This is a genomic window from Actinophytocola sp. NPDC049390 (assembly GCF_044466355.1).
In the GTDB taxonomy this organism is placed as follows: domain Bacteria; phylum Actinomycetota; class Actinomycetes; order Mycobacteriales; family Pseudonocardiaceae; genus Actinophytocola.
The window spans coordinates 433,676-454,389 of record NZ_JBITMQ010000005.1 but is presented as its reverse complement, the minus strand read 5'-3'; the positions used below and the strand labels follow the sequence as shown (position 1 = coordinate 454,389).

Sequence of the window (20,714 nt, the reverse complement as noted above, 5' to 3'; positions counted from 1 at the left end):
GCCCGACACGCTACCGGTGACGGCGGCGGAGTCGCGGCCCACGCGTGCTACGACGACTTCTCGAGCAACACGCGGACGGCGGGCAGCACGAGGTCACGCACGACGGCCGGGTCGGCGCCCGCCAGGGGCTGGGTGGCCGCGACGCCGCGCATGAGGCTGATGCCGAACAACCACGCGAGAACGAGGTCGGCGCGCAGGGCCGCATGGGGCTGATCCGTCAGCGTGGCAAGGGTTTCCGCGTAGCCGGCGTTCAGCCTCTCGCGGATGGCGGCGGCCTCGTCGTCGGTGCCCAGCGTGCGGAGCAGCGCGGTCAGCACCTGGTCCCGCCGCGCGGACGACGACGGGTCGAGCAGGTTGCCGAGCATCTCGGCGACGAGCTTCGGCGCGTCCGTCTCCTCGCGACGGTGCCCGGCGGTGGCGTCCTCGAACAGCGCCTCCTTGGTCCCGAAGTACCGGAACAGCAAGGCCTGGTTGACACCCGCGCGGGCGGCGATGTCGCGCACGGTCGTCCGGTCGTAGCCACGTTCGGCGAACAGCTCGATGGCCGCGTCCCGCAGTACCTGACGGGTGGCAGCCGAGTCCCGCCGCCGTGTCTCTTCGCTCACCGGAACCTCCAAAGCGGACACAGTAGCCGTTGTGCCCCGTAACCGCCTTGACACGCTGCGTAGCTTGTAAGCAGGTGCTTACAACGTGGGGAGATGTGAGATGACCGTCGCCTACCCGTTCAACGAGACCGGCAGCCTGGCCCTGCACGAGGCGTACCGGGAGGCACAGAAGGCAGAGGGGATGTTGCGCGTGCGGCTGCCGCACGGCGAGCCGGCGTGGCTGGCGACGCGGTACGCGGACGCGCGACTGGTACTGGGCGACAAGCGCTTCAGCCGCGCGATGGCCGCCGACCGCGACGAACCGAGGATGCAGGAGGCGAAGCTGACGGGCGGCATCCTGTCGATGGACCCGCCGGAGCACACCCGCCTGCGCACGCTCGTGGCGAAGGCGTTCACGGTGCGGCGGGTGGAGGAGCTGCGGCCCCGCGCCCGCTCGATCGCGGAGGGCCTGGTCGCGGACATGAAGGCGGCGGGCCCGCCCGCGGACCTCGTCGACGGGTTCGCGCTGCCACTGCCGGTGGCGGTGATCTGCGAGCTGCTCGGCGTGCCGGTGGCGGACCGCCCGAAGTTCCGCGCGTGGAGCGACAACGTGCTGTCCACGAGCCGGCTGACCGCCGAGGAGTTCCTGGCGAGCCGCGAGGAGTTGCGCGACTACATGCGCGGCCTGATCACGACGCACCGCGCGGAACCGGCCGACGACCTGATGACGGCGCTGATCGAGGCGCGCGACAAGGAGGATCGGCTCTCGGAGCTGGAACTGGTCGACCTGTGCGTGGGCATCCTGGTCGCGGGCCACGAGACGACGGCGAGCCAGATCCCGAACTTCGTCGTCACCCTGCTCGACCACCCGGCCGCCCTCGACCGGCTGCGTTCCGATCCGTCGCTCGTCCCGGGCGCGGTGGAGGAACTGATGCGGTTCGTGCCGCTGGGCGCCGGAGCGGGCTTCCCGCGTTACGCGACGGAGGACGTGCGGGTCGGCGACGTGCTGGTGCGCGAGGGCGAGCCGGTGGTGGTGGCCGTCGGGGCCGCGAACCGCGACGCCCTCCGCTTCGACGACGCCGACGAGCTGCGGATCGACCGGCCACCGGCGGCGCATCTGGGGTTCGGTCATGGCGTGCACCACTGCCTGGGTGCGGCGCTCGCCCGGATGGAACTACAGGAGGCGCTGCGGGTGCTGCTGGAGGAGCTGCCGGGTCTGCACGTGGCCGGGGACATCACGTGGAAGACGGAGATGCTGGTACGCGGCCCGGTGACGATGCCGGTGGGGTGGTGATCGCGGTGACGTGGCAGGTGGGCGTCGACCGGGCGGTGTGCCTGGGGTCGGGGATGTGTGCGGCGCTGGCTCCGGAGCTGTTCGAGCTGGACGACTTCGCCAACCCAGTGCGGCCGGACATCGAGCCGGACGAGGTTGCCCTGGACGCGGCCGACCAGTGCCCGGCGCAGGCGATCACGGTGCGGGAGAACGGGGTGGAGATCGGGCCTCGGCCGTAGCGGGCGCGGCCGCCGGCCCCGGTATCCAGCGTAGCGGGTGGGACCGACGTCGTCGGGCGGCGAACACCGGGTTGTCCACAGCACGTCCGGTTGTCCACAGCGACGCCGCTCACGACCCGGAACTGTCGCCCCCACGCCGTAGGCTGGAAACCGGGGGCCGGCGGCCGCCCGCCGAACAAGCTGAGAACCCCCTGTGAACTCCGGCCGACAGGGCACAGAACTCTCACATCCGGCGTTGACCCCAGTGAGACACACACCCACTGGAGGTGACACCGATGACGGCAGCGTTCGCACCGACCACCAGCCTGCCGACGATGCCGGAAGGATGGCCGATCGGCTCGTACGAGACCTACAAGGAAGCGCAGCGGGCGGTCGACTACCTCGCCGACAACGAGTTCCCCGTGCAGGACGTCACGATCGTCGGCGTGGAGCCGATGCTCGTCGAGCGGGTCTCCGGGCGGCTGACCTGGGGCCGGGTCCTGTCCGCGGGAGCGGCGTCCGGCGCCTGGCTCGGCCTGTTCGTCGGCCTGCTGCTGAGCCTGTTCTCGACCACCGGCGGCCTCGCGCCCATCCTGATCGGCATGGTGTCCGGTGTCGTGTTCGGGTTGGCCTCCGCCGCGGTCCGGTACGGCGCCACCCGTGGCCAGCGTGACTTCGTCTCGCAGAGCCAGCTGGTGGCCCGCCGCTACGACGTGCTCGCCAAGCCCCGCAACGCGGAACTCGGCCGCACGCTTCTGTTGAGCATTCCACAGAGCTGACAACCGGCGTTCACGCGCCGTGCGCTGACCGGTCACGACCCGCTGCTTCGCTCGGGACATCCCGAGCGAGGCGGTGCGTATGAATCTCCTGGACCGGCGACGCTTTCTCGTCCTCTCCGGCGTGACGGCCGCCACGATCACCTCGGTGGCGGCCACCGCTGATCCCGACCCCTTCCCCCTCGGGGTGGCGTCCGGTGACCCACTGCACGACAGCGTCGTGCTGTGGACGCACGTGACCGGTGCCGCGACCGTGCGGTGGGAAGTGGCCCACGACGAGGAGTTCCGGCGCGTCGTGCGGCACGGCGAGGCCGTCGCCTCGTCGGGCGCGGTCCACGTCATCGCCCGGGAGCTGGCGCCGGATCGTTGGTACCACTACCGGTTCAGCGTCGACGGGGTGACCAGCCGCGTCGGCAGGACCCGCACCCTCCCCGCGCCCGGCGCAGACGCCCGCCACCTGCGGTTCGCGTTCGCGTCCTGCCAGGCCTGGGCGGGCGGACCGTACCCCGCGTACCGCGACATGGCGCGCCAGGACCTCGACTTCGTCGTCCACCTCGGCGACTACGTCTACGAGACCGCCAACGGGTCGCTCGCCGAGTTCCGCCGTCTCCACGCGCTCTACAAGTCCTCCCCCGACCTCCGTGACGCCCACGCCCGCTTCCCGTTCATCTCCGTCTGGGACGACCACGAGGTCCTCAACAACTGGGCCGCCGACCACAAGACCAGTCCTGACGGCCGCCCGTTCGCCGAGCGGCGCGCCAACGGTTTCCAGGCCTACTACGAACACATGCCGATGCGCACCGCGCCGGTCGGCGACGAGTGGCCGGTGTACCGGCGCTTCCGGTGGGGCAGGCTGGCCGAGTTCGCCGTACTTGACACGCGTCAGTATCGCGACGCGCAGGCCTGCGGCGACGGCATGAACAAGCCGCCGTGCGACGACGTGTCCGACCCGGACCGCACGATGACCGGGCCGGAGCAGGAAACCTGGCTGCTGGCCGGACTTCGCCGGTCGCGGGCGCGGTGGAACGTGCTCGCCCAGCAGACGATCCTCGCCCGGTTCGACTACGACCTCGGGCCCGGCCGCTCCTACAACCTCGACCAGTGGGACGGCTATCCCGCGGCACGGCAACGGATCCTCGACACGATCGTCCGCTACCGGCCGCGCAACCCGGTCGTGCTGGCCGGGGACTGGCACTCCCACTGGGTCAACGACATCCTCGCCGACTTCGACGACCCGGCGTCGCCGGTGATCGCGTCGGAGTTCGTGGGCACGTCGATCTCGTCGGGGATCGGCTGGGACGCTGCCGTGCGGCAGGGACTGCCCGCCAACCCGCACGTCAAGCTGTACAACGGCAGCTACCGCGGGTACGTGATGTGCGACCTGACACGCGACAGGTGGCAGTCGACGCTGCGGGTCGTCGTCGGGCAGGAGGTCAAGACGCTCGCGGTGTTCGAGGTGCGGGACGGTGTCGCGGGCGCACGGCAGGTCGAGGGCGGCGACGGCATCTCGGGGCGAGTGTCCACAGCGGACGGTCCGCTCGCGAACGCGGAGGTGGTCGTCGGTTCGGTGCGCGTGTGGACGGACGCGAACGGCCGCTACCTCGCGTTCGTCCCGGCGGGGACGTACACCCTCGAGGTGCACGCGACCGGGTACGAGTCGGTGCGCAGGCCGGTCACGGCGGGTCAGCAGCAGGACGTCGTGCTCACCCGGGTGACGGCCCCGTACGCGGGCACGGGCCGCCGGGTGCCGGGCCCGTACGCGGAGGCGGGCGTGACGGACGTCGTACTGGGCAACGAACTCGTCGCGATGGCCGTGGCGAACGGGTTCGCGGACCCGCAGCTGCCCGGCGCGACGCGGGGCAAGCCGGTGGACCTCGCCGCCGTCGGCAAGCTGGACCAGCTGGACTGGATGCACCTGCCGTACGTGTCGGCCGTCAGGCCGACCGGAACCGAGGCGTGGCAACGAGGTCTGGTCGTGGCGTCCACAGTGGAGGTCGACGGCACGACGGTCCGGGTGCGGGCGGCAGGCGGCGGTGTGGACGTGGTGACGACGTACGAGGTCGCGGCGGGCGAACCGTGGATCACCGCGACGAGCGTGTTCACCAACCCGGGCGCGACCGGCACCTGGTGGCTCGGCGACGCGATCGACTACGACGGGCCCGGGCAGCGCAGCGGCGTGGCGGGGCACGGCACGATCGCGACCCCGTACGGCAGCCCGGCCGCGTACCTGACGACGGGTAGGTGGATCGGCATGACGGGCACGGACGCGCAGACGTACGCGCTGGTCTACGCGAACAGCGGCTTCACGGCGTACGGCAACGGCAACTGGATCCAGTCCCAGCACGAGGTGACCATCGCGACGGGCGGCAGCTGGACGCTGACGCGCCGGATCGCGGCACTGCCCACGACGACGACGTCACCGTGGGCGGCGCTGGACACGCTGTGACCGGTGGCCTCCGGCCCCCTCGAACCACGCTACGGCATGGCACCGACAAATCCCGCGCCACGCGACGGTGGTTGTCCACAGGTGGGTTGGTTGTCCACAGTGGTCCACGTCGCGGGCGTTCCGTGTCGGTGGTCGGCGGTAGTGTGGTGTCCGGGGGCCGGAGGCCGCCGGGGCGCACAAGACGTCAGAGGCGTTCCAGGATGGTCGCGTTCGCCTGGCCGCCTGCCTCGCACATCGTCTGGAGGCCGTAGCGGGCGCCGCGGTCGGTCATGGCGTCGACCAGTGTGCCCATGAGCCGGGTGCCGCTCGCCCCCAGCGGGTGACCCAGCGCGATGGCGCCGCCGTTCACGTTGACCCTGCCCAAGTCCGCGCCCGTCTCCTGCTGCCACGCGAGCACCACACTGGCGAACGCCTCGTTGACCTCGAACAGGTCGATGTCCGCGAGCGTCAACCCGGCCCGCCGCAGCACGCGTTCCGTCGCCGGGATGATCGCGGTCAGCATGAGCAGCGGATCCGCACCGGTCACCGCGAAACTGTGCAGCCGCGCCTTCGGCGTGAGACCGAGGCGTGCGGCCGTCTCGCTGGACGTGATCAGCACCGCCGACGCGCCGTCGTTGATGGGGCTCGAGTTGCCCGCCGTCACCGACCAGTCGATCTGCGGGAAGCGGGCTGCCATGCCCTCGTCCTCGAACGCGGGCCGGAGCCCGGCCAGGACCTCGACCGTCGTGCTCGGGCGGATCGACTCGTCCATCGTCACGCCGGCGACCGGGACGATGGCGCGCTCGAACCGGCCGTCGGCGTGCGCGGCCGCCGCCTTCCGGTGGGAGGCCGCCGAGAACTCGTCCATGGCCGCGCGGCTGATGCCCCACTTCGCGGCGATCAGCTCGGCGCTGATGCCCTGCGGCACCAGGCCGTCCGGGTAGCGCTCGGCGATGCCCGGACCGAACGGGTCGGCGCCGGCGGGGACGTTCGACCACATCGGCACGCGGCTCATCGACTCGACCCCACACGCGATGACCACGTCGTACGCACCCGCGAGCACACCCTGTGCGGCGAAGTGCGCGGCCTGCTGGCTGCTGCCGCACTGCCGGTCGACGGTCGTCGCGGGCACCGACTCGGGCAGCCCGGCCGACAGCGCCGCCCACCGCGTGGTGTTCATGGCCTGCTCACCGACCTGGTCGACGGCACCGCCGATGACGTCATCGATCGTGGCGGGGTCGACGCCGGTGCGGTCGACCAGCGCACGGATCGTGTGCGCGAGCAGCGCGACCGGGTGCTGTCCATGGAGCGCGCCACCCGGCTTCCCCTTGCCGATGGGCGTCCGGACCGCATCGACGATGACCGCGTCTCGCATGACTGACCTCCTCGGTTGGATTACCCAACTCTCTCACCAAGTGAGTTGGAATTCCAGACGGAGTATCGTGACGCACGTGACAGGTCGTGACTGCTCCATCGCCAACGCGCTGGCTGTCGTCGGCGAACGCTGGAGCCTCCTGGTACTCCGCGAGGCCACGCTCGGGGTGCGCCGCTTCGACCAGTTCGCCCGCAACACGGGCGCGAGCCGCGACATCCTCGCCGCGCGCCTGAAGACCCTCGTGGCGGCCGGCGTCCTGCGGCGCGTGCGGTACACCGACCGGCCGCCGCGCCACGAGTACGTCCTCACCGAGTCCGGCCGCGCCCTGCGCCCGGTGCTGATGGCACTGATGGAGTGGGGCAACAACTACGCCACCGAGGGCGAGCCCCCGACGGCCTGGCGCCACGAGTGCGGCGCCGAGTTCCACCCCGAGATGGTCTGCTCGTCCTGTGGCACCCACGCCGACGAGACCAACCTCCAGGCCGTCCGGGTCGGCCGGGTCCACTGACTGACCTGCCCGGAACCGGTTGCAGAAAAGTGGTCCGACCTCTTGTCGGCGTGGTCTGGACCATGGCACGATTTGTTGTCTGGACCAACAAACAAATACGACCGTCGGCGGTGACACTGATGTCCACGCGACCCTCTCGACGACCCCGTTTCGGCACGGTCCTGGCGACCGCGGCCGCACTCGGCCTCTCCACGCTGGCAGCCGTGGCGAGTCCGACGGCGACCGACCAGCAGGTAATCCCGGTGGCAGACGTCGGCATCGCCGCGACGACGTTCGCCGACGAGTTCAACGCACCGGCCGGCACGCCGGTGAACACCTCCAAATGGACCATGGAGACCGGCGACAACGTCAACAACCACGAGCGGCAGTGGTACACGAACAGCACCAGCAACGCCGCCCACGACGGCCAGGGCAACCTGGTCATCACGGCGAGACGGGAGAACCCCGGCAACTACCAGTGCTGGTACGGGCGGTGCGAGTACACCTCGGCCCGGCTCAACACGGCGGGCAAGTTCTCCCAGACGTACGGCACGTTCGAGGCCCGCATCAAGATGTCGCGCGGCCAGGGCATGTGGCCCGCGTTCTGGATGCTCGGCACCGACATCGGCAACGTCGGCTGGCCGCAGAGCGGCGAGATCGACATCATGGAGAACGTCGGTTTCGAGCCCAACACCGTGCACGGCACGATCCACGGCCCCGGCTACTCCGGCTCCGGCGGCATCGGCGCCGGGTACTCGATCGGCAGCCCGTTCGCGGACGGCTTCCACACCTTCCGCGTGGAGTGGTCGCCGGACCGGATCGTGTGGAAGGTCGACGGCAACACCTACCAGACCCGCACGCCCGCGGACCTCGGCGGCCGCCAGTGGGTGTTCAACAAGCCGTTCTTCCTGATCCTGAACCTGGCGGTCGGCGGCTACTGGCCGGGTGACCCGAACGCCAGCACGCCGTTCCCCAACACGCTGACCATCGACTACGTGCGCGTCACCAACGACGTGCCCGGTGGCGGCACGGGCGGGCAGATCCGCGGCATCGGCGGCAAGTGCGTCGACGTGGCGGGTGCGAACACGGCGAACGGCACCCCGGTGCAGCTCTACGACTGCAACGGCACTGCCGCGCAGCAGTGGTCGGTGAACTCCGACGGTTCCATCCGCGCGCTGGGCAAGTGCCTGGACGTCACGTCCGGGTCCACAGCGGACGGTGCGAAGGTCCAGCTGTGGGACTGCAACGGCACCGGCGCGCAACGCTGGGCCATCTCGGGCGCGAACGACATCGTGAACATCGCGGCCGACAAGTGTCTCGACGCGACGGGCAACAGCTCGGCGAACGGCACCCGTCTGCAGATCTGGACCTGCACCGGTGGCGCGAACCAGAAGTGGACGGTCGGCTGACCGTCTCGCAGACCCGGCGGGGACGTCGCTCCGGCAATGGCGACGTCCCCACCGGCCGTAAGCTCACGGTCGTGATGGAGGAGACGCAGGCGCCGTGGTCGGGACGGGACAAGCTGTCGATCACGGCGGTGCGGGCGATCGTCACCGCGCCGGAAGGCATCCCGCTGGTCGTGGTGCGCGTGGAGACGTCCGACCCGGGCCTGTACGGGCTCGGCTGCGCCACCTTCACCCAGCGGTTCCACGCGGTCGCGGCCACCGTCGACCGGCACGTCGCGCCGCTGTTGATCGGCCGTCATCCCGCGGACATCGAGGACATCAACCGGCTCGTGCACCTGTCGTCGTACTGGCGCGGCGGGCCCGTGCTGAACAACGCACTGTCCGGTGTGGACCAGGCGTTGTGGGACATCGCGGGCAAGCGGGCCGGGATGCCGGTGTACGAGTTGTTCGGCGGCCGCGTCCGTGCCGCCGCCGACACCTACCTGCACGCGTCGGGCGCCACCGTCGAGGACGCCCTCGACGACGCGCAACGGCTGCTCGCCACCGGCCTGCGGCACGTGCGGCTGCAGGTCGGCGGACCGGGGCTCGGCACCTACGGCGCGCCGGGAACCCCCGGCGGTTACCCGTCGGCGCCGTACCCCGACGGATGGGACGTCAACCGCTACCTCGTGGCGACGCCCCGGCTGTTCGAACGGGCCCGCGCGGTACTCGGCGACGAGGTGGAACTGCTGCACGACGTGCACTCGCGGCTCACCCCGAAGCAGGCGGTGGTGCTGGCCAGGGCACTGGAGCCGTACCGGTTGTTCTTCCTGGAGGACGTGGTCGCGCCGGAGCACTACGACCGGTTGCCGTCGGTCCGGGAGGGGTCGCCGGTGCCGATCGCGGTCGGCGAGCAGCTGTCGTCGCTCACCGACGCCGCCCGGCTCGTGCAGTCGCACGCCGTGGACCTGTTGCGGGTCCACGTTTCCACGGTCGGCGGGGTGTCGGCGTGCCGGAAGCTGGTGGCGTTGTGCGAGGTGAACGGGGTGCGGACCGCGTGGCACGGCCCCGGTGACGTGTCACCGGTCGGGGTGGCGGCGAACGTCGCGCTGGACGTGACCACGTCGGCGTTCGGCATCCAGGAGGGCCACGTGTACGCCGACACCGTGCGGGAGGTCTTCCCCGGCACGCCGGTCGCGGTCGACGGCTACCTGTACCCGTCGGACGCGCCGGGCTGGGGAGTGGACCTCGACGAGAGGCTGGCCGCGCGGTACCCGCCGGAGACGGGCCTGCACGAACGCTGGGCAGCCCGAGTCCGCCGCCCGGACGGCGGACTCGAGTCGCCCTGACGCTCACGACACGGAGATGTTGACCATCCACCCGACGCCGAAGCGGTCGACGCACATGCCGAACTCGTCGCCCCACATCTGCTTCTCCAGCGGGACGGAGACCGTGCCGCCGTCGGCGAGCTTGTCCCAGTACCCGTGCAGTTCGTCGGCGTCGTCGCCGCTCAGGCACACCGTGATGTTGTCGCCCGGGTTGAACGGCTGGCCCGGCGCGTTGTCGGCCGCCATGATCGTGTAACCGCTCTTGGTCTCGAGCATGCCGTGCATGATCGCGTCCGGATTCGGTGCCTGTCCGGAGTGGTCGATGTCACCGTACGTGTTCAGCGTGAGCGTGCCGCCGAACACCTGCTCGTAGAACTCCATGGCCTGCTTCGCGTTGCCGTCGAAGCTGATGTACGGGTTCAGTCTCGATGCCATAGCCGCTCATCTTCGCAGATCAACAGGGTCACGACAACGGTGTGAACACGACCGTGAACGTCGTCTTCCGCAGCGTGAGCTCGTAGGCGGGCAACGTGCCGGGACCACACGACGCGGTGCCGATGCCCTGCTGTCCGATGTCGATCGTCAACCACACACGGTCACCGGCGGTGAGTTCGTTGCGGTGCGTGGCGGCGACCAGGTCGGCGTCGGTCCAGCGGCGGGCGGTGAACGCGAAGTCACCGGTGACGCGCAGGCCGCGGCCGTGCGCGTCGGTCAGGTCGGCCCAGCGGACCTCGGCGCGCCTGCCGTTCTCCTGCGGCCGGACGTACGGGGTCTGCAGCTCGTCCACTGTGGATTCCCAGCGGCCGGTGCGGGTCGCGTGGCCGGTGTCGGCGTACGCCTCGCCGGGGCCCCGGCCGAACCACGTCACGTTCTCGACAGTGGCGGGCAGCGGCAGCGTGATGCCGAGCTTTCCGATGGGTTCCGGCCATTCGCCGTCCGGTTCGACCGAGACGGTCAGGGCCAGGCCCTCGGCCGCCGACGCCCACTCGTAGGTGACGTGCGCGCCGCGGGCCAGTGCGGCGGGTGCGGTTCGTTCCCGCACCACCAGCGTCTCGCCCGCCTCGACGCCGTCCAGCCGGTGCGTGAGCCGGTGCAGGCCGAGCGCGCGCCACGTCTCGTCGGTGCGCGCGTGCTCGCCGCGGTCGTTGTCGGTCGGGGCCCGCCACAGCGCCAGGTGCGGCGCACCGACCGGGAGCCCGCCGAACGCGCGCAGGCGGCCGGTGCGGTCGAACTCCGCCGGGCCCAGGACGAAGCCGTCCTCCGTCTGCTGTGGACGGTCGATGCCCGGCCGTACCCGCGTGGACGGTGCCGTCACCTGGTGCTGCCCCCACGCGACCTCGTGCCCGGCGTCCGCCCACGGTGCGTCCGCCGCCAGCACCGCACGGACGGTCAGCCACGTCTCCTCGGCGAACTCGGGCAGCTCGGGCAACCGCGCCGACCCCGTCGACAGGTCCAGCTCACCCGACCGGTCGCCCGCGGTCCACTCGAACCGCAGCGGCGGGGTCGGCCGCAGCTCCTCGACCGTGACCCGGCCGTCCGCGAACGAGATCCGGACCGGCTCGTAGACCTTCTTGACGTCCAGCAGGCCCGGTGACGGCGTGCGGTCCGGGAACAGCAGGCCGTCGATCACGAAGTTGCCGTCGTGCAGCGGTTCGCCGTAGTCGCCGCCGTACGCGTACTCGTGCACGGGGTGGCGCAGGCCGTGGTCGATCCACTCCCACACGAACCCGCCCGCGATCCGCGGGTACCGGTCGAACAACGCGACGTACTCGGCGAGGCCGCCCGGGCCGTTGCCCATCGCGTGCGCGTACTCGCACTGCAGGAACGGGATGCCCGGCTCCTGCCCGATCTGATCGACCTCGGTGTGTGTGGCGTACATGCGGCTGTACACGTCCACGTAGGCGCAGTCGGCGTCGCCCTCGTAGTGCACCGGGCGGGACGGGTCGCGTTCCCGCACCCAGTCGGCCATCGCGGCCAGGTTCGCGCCGGTGTGGCTCTCGTTGCCCAACGACCACAGCACGATGCTCGGGTGGTTCTTGTCGCGTTCGACCGTGCGGCGCATGCGGTCCAGATAGGAATCCCGCCACCGCGGCACGTCCGACGGGTTGCGCTCCCAGCCGGTGAACAGGAAGCCGTGCGTCTCCAGGTCGCACTCGTCGATCACCCACAGACCCAGCTCGTCGCACAGGTCGAGGAACGCGGGGTGCGGCGGGTAGTGGCTGCTGCGTACGGCGTTGATGTTGTGCCGCTTCATGAGCAGCACGTCCTCGCGCATGGTCTCGTAGGGCACGGCCCGCCCGTGGTCGGGGTGGAACTCGTGCCGGTTCACGCCACGCAGGTGCAGCGGTGCGCCGTTCACCAGCAGCACACCGTCCACGATGGACACCGTGCGGAACCCGACGCGCAGCCGCACGGTCTCGTCGCCGGACGACACGGTCGCGTCGTAGAGCCGCGGCCGTTCGGCACTCCACGGCTCGACCGGGACCGTGACCTCCTCGCCCGCCGGCACCTCGATTCCCAGCTCCGGTACCGACACCGTGGCGGGAACGGACGCCTCGACGCGCAACGTGCCGTGACCGTCCCCGTAGGACGCGTGCACGAACACGTCGTCCAGGTCAGCCCGTCGCTCCAGGGTCACGGAACGGAAGATGCCCGGCAGCCACCACTGGTCCTGGTCCTCGAGGTAGCTCGCGGCCGACCACTGGTGCACGCGCACGGCCAGCACGTTGCGGCCCGGCCGCAGGGTCACGTCGAACTCGGCGGGCAGCCGCGAGCCGGTGAAGAAGCCCAGCTCCGCACCGTTGAGCCACACCTTCGCGCACGACTCGACGCCCTCGAACCGCAGCACGACCGGCCGCCCGGCCCAACCCTCCGGCGGGTCGAACGCGACGCGGTGGTCACCGGTCGGGTTCTCCTCCGGCGGGTGCGGCGGGTCGACCGGGAACGGGTAGACCACGTTGGTGTACCAGGGGTTCCCGTACCCGCGCAGCGGCCAGTGACACGGCACGGAGAGCGCTCTCCAGTCGCTGTCGTCGAAGTCCGGCGCCGCGAAGTCCTCCGGGATGTCCGCGACCGGCGAGAGCCGGAACCGCCAGTCACCGTCGAGCGCGAGCCGTGGCGCGTCGGTGTGCAGGTACGCGCGGGGCGAGCGGATTCCCCGGTGCGGAACGAAGTCGTCGTAGTAGGTCACGGCGCTCCCAACTCGGCGGGCGTGATGTCGTACAGGTGCTCCGGGGTGAAGCCGAGCAACTCGGTCGCGGCGGACGTGTCGATCGGGACCGTGCGCCCGGAGAGCGCTCTCCGGCGCGGCACGTTCGGCAGGTAGCGCGCGAGGAGGTCCTCGGTCGGGTACGGCGACAGCGTCTCGGGCGCGGCGAGGTAGAGCGGGTGCGCGCCGGTGACCTCGGCCGCCAGCCCGAGCCGGCACGCGGTGGCGGCGTCGCGCAGGTCGAGGTAGCTCCACAGCTCGTGCGCGCCGGCGCCGGGCTCGTCGCGGTACTCCCGCGCGTAGTCGGCGAGGAACTCCGGGCTGCCGAGCTTCGGGAACCGCAGCGCGACGACGGACATCCCGTCGCGGCGGGCGACCATGGCGGCGGTGGCCTCGTCGGCCTGTTTGGACAGCGCGTACGGGTCGGCGGCCTGCAGGGGCATCGCCTCGTCGATCGGCACGTAGTCCGGTGCGGCGGGGCGGGGCGCGAACGGCAGGCCGGTGATCGACAGGCTGCTCGCGATCACGGACCTCGTGACCCCGGCCCGCGCCGCCTGGTCGAGCACGACGAACGTGGCGGCGGCGTTGCCGACGAAGACCTCCTCCGGCGTGCCGTGCTCCGGCGAGGGCAGCGCGGCGAGGTGGATGACGGCGTCGACACCGGACATGGCCTTGGCGACCAGGTCGACGTCACTGGCACTGCCGGTGAAGAACGTTTCAACGGTGCCCGGGTCGTGGCGGTCGAGACCGACGACGGAAGCGCCGTGTGCCGCGAGAACGCGCAGCACCGCGCTGCCGAGCCGGCCGGCCGCCCCGGTGACCAGGACCCGGCTCGGTACGTGACTCATCGAGGGCAAGCATAGATTCGCGACTATTGACAAACACTTCTTTTATGTAAACACTCGTAGGCACTATGAAAGACTTGTTGTACGTCGAGGGCTTCGAGCAGGCGGAGGCGCTGCTCAAGCCCCAGCGCGTCGAGGTCCTGCGCCACCTGGCCGACCCGAGCTCGTGCACGGAGGTCGGCGCGAAGCTCGACCAGACCCCGCAGCGGGTGTACTACCACGTGAAGCGACTGGTCGACGCGGGCCTGGTGACCCAGGTGTCGGAGCGCCGGGTGCGCGGCATCGTCGAGGGCATCTACCAGGCGACGGCCCGGTCGTACTGGCTGTCCCCCCGCCTGATCGGCACGATCGGCGGCCGCCGGGTGCGCGACGAGCTGAGCCTCGGCTACCTGATCGAGCTGGTCGAGGACGTGCAGCAGGACCTGGCGACGATCGACCGGACCCGTCCGGAGCTGCCCACGCTCGGGGTGTCCGGCCGCATCGCGCTGCCCGCCGCGCACCGCGCGGAGTTCTTCGACGAACTGCGGACCACGCTGCGGAACCTCTTCACCAAGTACGGCGGCGCGGACGGCGACCAGTTCAACCTCGCGATCGCGGTGTACCCGAAGGAACCGGAGTGACGCGGACGTGCCGAGGCCGCCTACAGCACGGTCTCCAGCAGCCGGGTCAGCACCGGTGACCGGTTGTCACGGGACCACACCAGCGCCATCTCCCACGTCGGCAGGTCCTCCGCCAACGGCCGGTAGACGACCGCCGACTCGTCCGTGCGCGGTGTCGGCGCGATCAACAGCGACACCCCGACGTTGGCCGCCACCAGCGCAACGATCGTCTGCACGTCGACGGCCTCCTGCACGATCCGAGGCGTGAACCCGGCGTCCCGGCAGAAGCCGACGATGCGGTCGTGCACGGCGGGGCCCGACTCGCGGCCGTAGAGCACGAACGGTTCGTCCGCCAGGTCCGCCAGCGACACCCGGCGGCGGGACGCCAGCCGGTGGCCGCCCGGCAGCGCCACCAGCAGCGGATCGTGCGACAACGTCCGCGTCTCCATGTCCGGCGCGGACACCGGCGGGCGCAGCAAACCGACGTCGAGGGCGTCGTCAGCCAACGCGGCCGACTGCCGCAGCGTCGTCATGGCCGTCACCTCGATGCGCACCGACGGCCACGCCGCTCGGAACGGGCCCAGCAGACCGGGCAACGCCTCGAACGTCGCCGACTGCACGAACCCGATCCGCAGCACCCCCAGTTCGCCGCGGTGGGCGCGGCGGGTGGCCGCCACGACGCCGTCCGCGCGACGCACGAGGTCCCGCGCGCCCGCCGCGAACACCTCGCCCGCGTGCGTCAGTGCCAGTGACCGCCTGCTCCGATCGAACAGCGGCACCCCCACCGCCCGCTCCAGCGCGGCCACCTGCCGGGACAGTGTCGGCTGCGTGACGTGCAACCGCTCGGCCGCCCGGCCGACGTGGCCCTCGTCGACGATCGTCACGAACGCACGGGCCTGTCGTAGCTCCATGCGATACACGTATCAGAAACGTCCAGCATTTGCATTGGACGTATGCGTTGCCTCGACCTTAGTGTCGGGTTCGTGGAGACGACAGAACTTGGCCGCACCGGTGAGCAGGTCAGCAAGCTCTCGCTCGGCGCGATGCTGATGGGCACCCGGACCGACGAACAGACCTCGTTCGGCATGCTCGACCGGTACCTCGACGCCGGCGGGTCCTTCGTGGACACCGCCGACTGCTACGCGTGGTGGCCCGCGCCGGGCGACACCGGCGGCGAGAGCGAGACCGTGCTCGGCCGATGGCTCGCCGCCCGGGGCAACCGGGAACGGGTGTTCCTGTCCACGAAGGGCAGCGCGTGGGTGTCCGACCCGGACCGCTACCGCGGCAAACCGGAGCGACCGGCCTACGCGGGCGCGGGCGCCACCACGCTGCGGGCCGCACTCGAGGGGAGCCTCCGCAGGCTTGGCACCGACCACGTCGACCTCTACTACGTACACGTCGACGACCTCGCCACCCCGCTGGAGGAGACCCTCGAGGCACTCGCCGCGTTCGTCGCCGAGGGGAAGATCCGCCACGTCGGCTGGTCGAACATCCGGACCTGGCGGCTGGAGCGCGTCCTCGGGTTGTGCGAGCGGCACGGCTGGCCTGCGCCGGTCGCGTTGCAACAGCAGCACTCATACCTGCGCCCGGTCCCCGGCGCCAACTTCCTGTCCATTGTGGATGACGAGCAGCTCGACCACCTGCGCGCCAATCCGCGGGTGTCACTGGTGGCGTACTCCCCGATCCTCAAGGGGATCTACGACACCCCGGCGAAGGCGGCCGCGCACACCGACTACGCCGGACCCGACGCGGAGGCACGCGTCGCGCGGGTGACCACACTGGCGGGTGACCTCGGGGTCACACCGAACCAGCTCGTTCTGGCGTGGCTGCTGCACCAGACGGACCCGACCCCGATCACGCTGACCGGGCCGCGCACGCCCGCCCAGTTGGACATCTCGCTCGCCGCCCTGGACATCAAGCTCACGAACGAACAACTCATGTTCCTCGACGCATAGAACACCCACACGAAAGCGGCACGGCCGACGGTGATGTCCCGTCGGCCGTGCCGTTCGTCGTGTCCGGAGTGAACACACCGTAGAGACAGCGACGGCCGGGACTAGCCCATTGCGGTGGTGGCCGCGCCATCACCCGGGGAAGCCGTGATGTCCGCCCCTGACCCGTTCGCTGCACCCCCCGCTCGTTCGGCCCAGCAACAGACTACGCAGCGAACAGATCGTGCGGCGTTACCGCTGAACAGAGTGAAAAAGACGATGATTTCCCGTCGCGATCGACCTCACTCGCTTGGGCGACTGTGCTCGTTTTGAGCGCGGTGCTAACTTCGGATCGTTGACAAAGTTTCACGTATTTCCCCGGGTCGCGGTATTCGCCTTGCCCAAAACAATTTTCTTTGATTGGTGGTGTGCGTTGTGACGGTGACGGAACCGGTGGCGCCCGGGGTCGGCGCAAACGGTGAGCGGCCGCAGCAGAGCCTGGCGACCGCCGCGGCTCGAAACCTTGCCACGACGAAGAAGTCCGTTCCCCAGATGCAGGGCGTGTCGTCGCGGTGGTTGCTGAAAATGCTGCCGTGGACGCAGGTTTCCGGCGGCACGTACCGGGTCAACCGCCGCCTGTCCTACGCGGTCGGCGACGGCCGCGTCACGTTCACCAACGACGGCGGCGCGATCCGGGTGATTCCGGCGGAGCTCGGCGAGCTGCCGTTGTTCCGCGGTTACGACGACACCGAGGTGCTCGCCGCGCTCGCCGGCGGGTTCGAGCAACGGGAATTCTCGGCGGGCGACACGATCGTCGAATTCGGGCACGAGTCGAACGAGGCATTCCTCATCGCGCACGGCAAGGTGACGAAGATCGGCCCCGGCCGCTACGGCGACGAGACGATCCTGGACACGCTCGCGAACGGCGACCACTTCGGGGACGAGACGCTGGTCGACCCGCAGAGCATGTGGGAGTACACGGTCAAGGCGCAGACCGCGTGCACGGTGCTGATGCTGCCGCAGCGCGCCTTCGACGAGCTGCTCGACCGCTCGGAGACGTTGCGCACGCAGGTCACCGCGTTCCAGTCGGGCAAGGCGGCGGCGCAGAACCCGCACGGCGAGGCGTCGATCGAGCTGTCGTCGGGGCACGTCGGCGAGGCCGACCTGCCCGGCACGTTCGTGGACTACGAGCTCGCGCCCCGGGAGTACGAGCTGTCGGTCGCGCAGACCGTGCTGCGCGTCCACACCCGCGTGTCCGACCTCTACAACGAGCCGATGGACCAGGTCGAGCAGCAGCTGCGGCTGACCATCGAGGCGCTGCGCGAGCGCCAGGAACACGAGATGATCAACAACACGGACTTCGGGCTGCTGCACAACGCGGACCTCGCGCAGCGCATCCACACCCGGTCCGGCCCGCCGACCCCGGACGACTTCGACGAGCTGCTCGCGACCGTGTGGAAGAACCCCGGCTTCTTCCTCGCGCACCCGCGCACGATCGCCGCGTTCGGCCGGGAGTGCAGCCGTCGCGGCATCTACCCGGACGCGATCGACGTGAACGGCCACCGCGTGCCCGCGTGGCGGGGCGTGCCGATCTTCCCGTGCAACAAGATCGCGGTCTCCGAGCACCGCACCAGCTCGGTGCTCCTCATGCGCACCGGCGAGGAGCAGCAGGGCGTCATCGGCCTGCACCAGACCGGCATCCCCGACGAGTACCAGCCCAGCCTCTCGGTGCGGTTCATGAACATCAACGAGCAGGCGATCATGTCGTACCTGGTCAGCGCGTACTACTCGTGCGCGGTGCTGGTGCCGGACGCGCTGGGCGTCCTCGAGAACGTCGAGCTGGGCCGGGAAGGCTGAGCCGTGACCACCACCGTGGAGCTGCAGGCCACCGTCCGGCGCACCCTGTCGACCGACGCGGCGCGCAACCTCACCACCACCACCAAGTCCAAGCCGCAGATGCGCGGCATCACCACGCGGTGGCTGCTCAAGATGCTGCCGTGGGTGGACATCGCGGGCGGCACGTACCGGGTCAACCGGCGCCTGTCGTACGCGGTCGGCGACGGGCGCCTGACGTTCGTCAGCGAGGGCACCGCCATCCGGGTGGTGCCCGCCGAGCTGCGGGAGCTGCCGCTGCTGCGGGACTTCACGAACGACGCCGCGCTCGGTGCGCTCGCCGGCCGGTTCGAGCAGCGGGAGTACGGGCCGGGTGAGCTGATCGTCCGGGGTGGAGAGCCACGCGAGGAGCTTTTCCTGCTGGCGCACGGCAAAGCCAACAAGCTGACACCCGGTAGGTACGACGACGACCAGGTCGCGAAGGTGCTCGCGGACGGCGACCACTTCGGCAGCGAGATCCTCACCGGCGAGCGCGACCAGTGGGAGTTCAGCGTCAAGACGATCACCCCCTGCACCGTCCTGGTGCTGGCGGGACAGTCGTTCCGGCAGATGAACGGGCAGTCCGACGCGCTGCGCGAGCACATCCGGGAAGCGCTCTCCCGGCCGTCGAAGGCGCAGAACCGTGCCGGTGAGGCGGCGATCGAGCTGTCGTCGGGGCACGCGGGCGAGGTCGAGCTGCCCGGCACGTTCGCGGACTACGAGCTGACGCCACGCGAGTACGAACTGGACGTCGCGCAGACGCTGCTGCACGTGCACACCAGGGTCGCCGACCTCTACAACGACCCGATGGACCAGACGCGGGAACAGCTGCGCCTGACCGTCGAGGCGCTGCGGGAGCGGCAGGAACACGAGCTGGTCAACAACCCGTCGTACGGGCTGCTGCACAACGCGGACCTGTCGCAGCGGGTCTTCACCCGTTCCGGCCCACCGACGCCCGACGACCTCGACGAGCTGCTGTCGCGGCGGCGCAAGTCGAAGTTCTTCCTCGCGCATCCGCGGGCGATCGCCGCGTTCCGGCGGGAGTGCACCGCACGCGGGATCTACCCCCAGAACGTCGTGTTCGAGGGGACGACCGTGCAGACGTGGCGCGGGGTGCCGATCCTGCCGTGCGACAAGATCCCGATCACCGAGGGCGACGTGTCGTCGATCATCGTGATGCGTACCGGCGTCGAGGACCAGGGCGTGATCGGACTGCACACGGTGAACATCGACGACGAGGTGGCACCGAGCATGAACGTGCGGTTCATGGGCATCGACGAGAAGGCCATCCTGTCGTACCTGGTCAGCGTGTACTTCTCGGCGGCGGTGCTGGTGCCCGACGCGCTCGGGGTGCTGGAGAACGTCGAGCTGGGGCGCTGACGTGGTCGCACCGGAACGGATCAGTACCACGCAAACGCTTGTGTGGAGCCGGGAACTGGTCGACCCGGCGATGCGGGCGGCCGTGGACACGCTGCCGAGCAGCATGCGCCGCATCGCCGGGTACCACCTCGGCTGGTGGGACGAGCACGGCACGCGGACGTCGTCGGCGGGTGGCAAGGCGCTGCGCCCGACGCTCACGCTGCTGAGCGCCGCGGTGGTCGGCGGGTCGCCGAGGGAGGCGGTGCCATCCGGGGTCGCGGTCGAGCTGGTGCACAACTTCTCGCTGCTGCACGACGACGTGATGGACGGCGACCTGACCAGGCGGCACCGGCGGACCGCGTGGAGCGTGTTCGGCATCGGCGCGGCGATCCTCGCGGGGGACGCGCTGCTGACGCTGGCGTTGGACGTGCTGGCCGCGAGCGGCCACCCCGCGGCGGGGCCGGGCATGCGGATGCTGACCGCGGCCGTGCAGGAGCTCGTGGACGGCCAGTGCGCGGACATGGACTTCGAGCAGCGGTCCACTGTGGAACTCACGGAGTGCCAGGCGATGGCGGCGGGCAAGACGGCCGCGTTGATGGGCTGCGCGTGCGCGATCGGCGGCTCGTTCGGCGGCGGATCACCCGAGCAGGTCGGGCATCTGCGTGCGTTCGGCGAGCACATCGGGCTCGCGTTCCAGCACGTGGACGACCTGCTGGGGATCTGGGGCGACGAGGGGACGACGGGCAAGCCGGTGTTCTCGGACGTGCGCAACCGCAAGAAGTCGCTCCCGGTGGTGTACGCGCTGACGTCCGGCACGGCGGCGGGCGACGAACTGGCCGCCCTGTACGGACGCACGGAACCGCCCGCGGACCGGGAGTTGCACCGGGCGGCGGATCTCGTGGAGCAGGCAGGCGGTCGCGCGTGGAGCCGGCACCAGGCCGACCACCTGATGGCGACCGCCCTGACCCACCTGGAGCACCTCCCCGAGACCGCGGCGGCAGCGGAACTGACCGCACTGGCCCACCTGCTGACCACCCGACAGCACTGAC

General features: G+C 70.6%; 18 protein-coding genes. 12 read left to right on the top strand and 6 right to left on the bottom strand.

Annotation, left to right across the window (positions count from 1 at the left end; translation table 11 throughout):
* Nucleotides 1-47: 47 nt before the first annotated feature.
* Nucleotides 48-605: a TetR family transcriptional regulator gene (locus tag ACIBVP_RS18450; protein WP_396107336.1), complete on the bottom strand. Its 558-nt coding sequence runs from the start codon at nt 603-605 to the stop codon at nt 48-50.
* 100 nt (nt 606-705) lie between these two features.
* Between ACIBVP_RS18450 and ACIBVP_RS18445 the strand changes: the two genes are divergently transcribed.
* From ACIBVP_RS18445 to ACIBVP_RS18430, 4 genes are all read left to right on the top strand, one after another.
* Complete coding sequence (locus tag ACIBVP_RS18445; RefSeq protein WP_396107335.1) at nt 706-1,878, top strand: cytochrome P450; 1,173 nt, start codon at nt 706-708, stop codon at nt 1,876-1,878.
* Nucleotides 1,879-1,883: 5 nt separating this feature from the next.
* Nucleotides 1,884-2,096, top strand: coding sequence for a ferredoxin (locus ACIBVP_RS18440; RefSeq protein WP_396107334.1), 213 nt, complete (start codon nt 1,884-1,886; stop codon nt 2,094-2,096).
* A gap of 275 nt (nt 2,097-2,371) precedes the next feature.
* Nucleotides 2,372-2,854, top strand: a complete 483-nt coding sequence (locus tag ACIBVP_RS18435) for a general stress protein (RefSeq protein ID WP_396107333.1) — start codon at nt 2,372-2,374, stop codon at nt 2,852-2,854.
* Between the two features lie 79 nt (nt 2,855-2,933).
* Nucleotides 2,934-5,297 carry an alkaline phosphatase D family protein gene (locus ACIBVP_RS18430; protein ID WP_396107332.1) on the top strand — a complete coding sequence of 788 codons (2,364 nt, stop codon included), beginning with the start codon at nt 2,934-2,936 and terminating at the stop codon, nt 5,295-5,297.
* Nucleotides 5,298-5,481: 184 nt separating this feature from the next.
* On the opposite strand, the gene ACIBVP_RS18425 is transcribed toward ACIBVP_RS18430, so the two are convergent.
* On the bottom strand, nt 5,482-6,651 hold the full coding sequence (locus ACIBVP_RS18425; RefSeq protein ID WP_396107331.1) for a thiolase family protein: 1,170 nt from the start codon (nt 6,649-6,651) through the stop codon (nt 5,482-5,484).
* A gap of 76 nt (nt 6,652-6,727) precedes the next feature.
* On the opposite strand from ACIBVP_RS18425, the gene ACIBVP_RS18420 reads away from it, so the two are divergent.
* The 3 genes from ACIBVP_RS18420 (at nt 6,728) to ACIBVP_RS18410 (ending at nt 9,872) form a co-directional block, all read left to right on the top strand.
* Complete coding sequence (locus ACIBVP_RS18420; protein WP_396107330.1) at nt 6,728-7,159, top strand: winged helix-turn-helix transcriptional regulator; 432 nt, start codon at nt 6,728-6,730, stop codon at nt 7,157-7,159.
* A gap of 119 nt (nt 7,160-7,278) precedes the next feature.
* On the top strand, nt 7,279-8,547 hold the full coding sequence (locus ACIBVP_RS18415) for a lectin (protein ID WP_396107329.1): 1,269 nt from the start codon (nt 7,279-7,281) through the stop codon (nt 8,545-8,547).
* Between the two features lie 74 nt (nt 8,548-8,621).
* Nucleotides 8,622-9,872: an enolase C-terminal domain-like protein gene (locus ACIBVP_RS18410; protein WP_396107380.1), complete on the top strand. Its 1,251-nt coding sequence runs from the start codon at nt 8,622-8,624 to the stop codon at nt 9,870-9,872.
* A gap of 3 nt (nt 9,873-9,875) precedes the next feature.
* Here the strand turns inward: ACIBVP_RS18410 and ACIBVP_RS18405 are convergent, their stop codons facing one another.
* The 3 genes from ACIBVP_RS18405 to ACIBVP_RS18395 are packed head-to-tail and all read right to left on the bottom strand — an operon-like array spanning nt 9,876 to nt 13,907.
* Complete coding sequence (locus tag ACIBVP_RS18405) at nt 9,876-10,286, bottom strand: VOC family protein (RefSeq protein ID WP_396107328.1); 411 nt, start codon at nt 10,284-10,286, stop codon at nt 9,876-9,878.
* Nucleotides 10,287-10,314: 28 nt separating this feature from the next.
* The gene (locus ACIBVP_RS18400) at nt 10,315-13,041 is read right to left on the bottom strand and encodes a glycoside hydrolase family 2 TIM barrel-domain containing protein (RefSeq protein WP_396107327.1); all 2,727 of its coding nucleotides are present in this window, start codon (nt 13,039-13,041) and stop codon (nt 10,315-10,317) included.
* A complete protein-coding gene (locus tag ACIBVP_RS18395) occupies nt 13,038-13,907 on the bottom strand; it encodes an NAD-dependent epimerase/dehydratase family protein (protein ID WP_396107326.1) in 870 nt (289 codons plus the stop codon). The genes ACIBVP_RS18400 and ACIBVP_RS18395 overlap by 4 nt, the downstream gene beginning before the upstream one ends.
* Nucleotides 13,908-13,972: 65 nt before the next feature.
* On the opposite strand from ACIBVP_RS18395, the gene ACIBVP_RS18390 reads away from it, so the two are divergent.
* Nucleotides 13,973-14,524: a helix-turn-helix domain-containing protein gene (locus tag ACIBVP_RS18390; RefSeq protein ID WP_396107325.1), complete on the top strand. Its 552-nt coding sequence runs from the start codon at nt 13,973-13,975 to the stop codon at nt 14,522-14,524.
* Nucleotides 14,525-14,544: 20 nt separating this feature from the next.
* Here ACIBVP_RS18390 and ACIBVP_RS18385 read toward each other — a convergent pair whose 3' ends face one another.
* On the bottom strand, nt 14,545-15,414 hold the full coding sequence (locus ACIBVP_RS18385) for a LysR family transcriptional regulator (protein WP_396107324.1): 870 nt from the start codon (nt 15,412-15,414) through the stop codon (nt 14,545-14,547).
* Nucleotides 15,415-15,486: 72 nt separating this feature from the next.
* Here ACIBVP_RS18385 and ACIBVP_RS18380 point away from each other — a divergent pair, with 72 nt between their 5' ends.
* The 4 genes from ACIBVP_RS18380 (at nt 15,487) to ACIBVP_RS18365 (ending at nt 20,713) form a co-directional block, all read left to right on the top strand.
* A complete protein-coding gene (locus ACIBVP_RS18380) occupies nt 15,487-16,458 on the top strand; it encodes an aldo/keto reductase (RefSeq protein WP_396107323.1) in 972 nt (323 codons plus the stop codon).
* 411 nt (nt 16,459-16,869) lie between these two features.
* On the top strand, nt 16,870-18,291 hold the full coding sequence (locus tag ACIBVP_RS18375) for a family 2B encapsulin nanocompartment shell protein (RefSeq protein WP_396107322.1): 1,422 nt from the start codon (nt 16,870-16,872) through the stop codon (nt 18,289-18,291).
* A 3-nt stretch (nt 18,292-18,294) separates the two neighbouring features.
* Nucleotides 18,295-19,686, top strand: coding sequence for a family 2B encapsulin nanocompartment shell protein (locus ACIBVP_RS18370; RefSeq protein WP_396107321.1), 1,392 nt, complete (start codon nt 18,295-18,297; stop codon nt 19,684-19,686).
* A gap of 40 nt (nt 19,687-19,726) precedes the next feature.
* Nucleotides 19,727-20,713: a family 2 encapsulin nanocompartment cargo protein polyprenyl transferase gene (locus tag ACIBVP_RS18365; RefSeq protein ID WP_396107320.1), complete on the top strand. Its 987-nt coding sequence runs from the start codon at nt 19,727-19,729 to the stop codon at nt 20,711-20,713.
* Nucleotide 20,714 lies beyond the last annotated feature (1 nt).

Excerpts from the sequence above, each read along its gene's own strand:
- ACIBVP_RS18395 (WP_396107326.1), bottom strand. The coding sequence starts at position 13,907 with ATGAGTCACGTACCGAGCCGGGTCCTGGTCACCGGGGCGGCCGGCCGG.
- ACIBVP_RS18415 (WP_396107329.1), top strand. The coding sequence starts at position 7,279 with ATGTCCACGCGACCCTCTCGACGACCCCGTTTCGGCACGGTCCTGGCG.
- ACIBVP_RS18385 (WP_396107324.1), bottom strand. The coding sequence starts at position 15,414 with ATGGAGCTACGACAGGCCCGTGCGTTCGTGACGATCGTCGACGAGGGC.
- ACIBVP_RS18410 (WP_396107380.1), top strand. The coding sequence starts at position 8,622 with ATGGAGGAGACGCAGGCGCCGTGGTCGGGACGGGACAAGCTGTCGATC.
- ACIBVP_RS18430 (WP_396107332.1), top strand. The coding sequence starts at position 2,934 with ATGAATCTCCTGGACCGGCGACGCTTTCTCGTCCTCTCCGGCGTGACG.
- ACIBVP_RS18445 (WP_396107335.1), top strand. The coding sequence starts at position 706 with ATGACCGTCGCCTACCCGTTCAACGAGACCGGCAGCCTGGCCCTGCAC.
- ACIBVP_RS18435 (WP_396107333.1), top strand. The coding sequence starts at position 2,372 with ATGACGGCAGCGTTCGCACCGACCACCAGCCTGCCGACGATGCCGGAA.
- ACIBVP_RS18425 (WP_396107331.1), bottom strand. The coding sequence starts at position 6,651 with ATGCGAGACGCGGTCATCGTCGATGCGGTCCGGACGCCCATCGGCAAG.
- ACIBVP_RS18405 (WP_396107328.1), bottom strand. The coding sequence starts at position 10,286 with ATGGCATCGAGACTGAACCCGTACATCAGCTTCGACGGCAACGCGAAG.
- ACIBVP_RS18390 (WP_396107325.1), top strand. The coding sequence starts at position 13,973 with ATGAAAGACTTGTTGTACGTCGAGGGCTTCGAGCAGGCGGAGGCGCTG.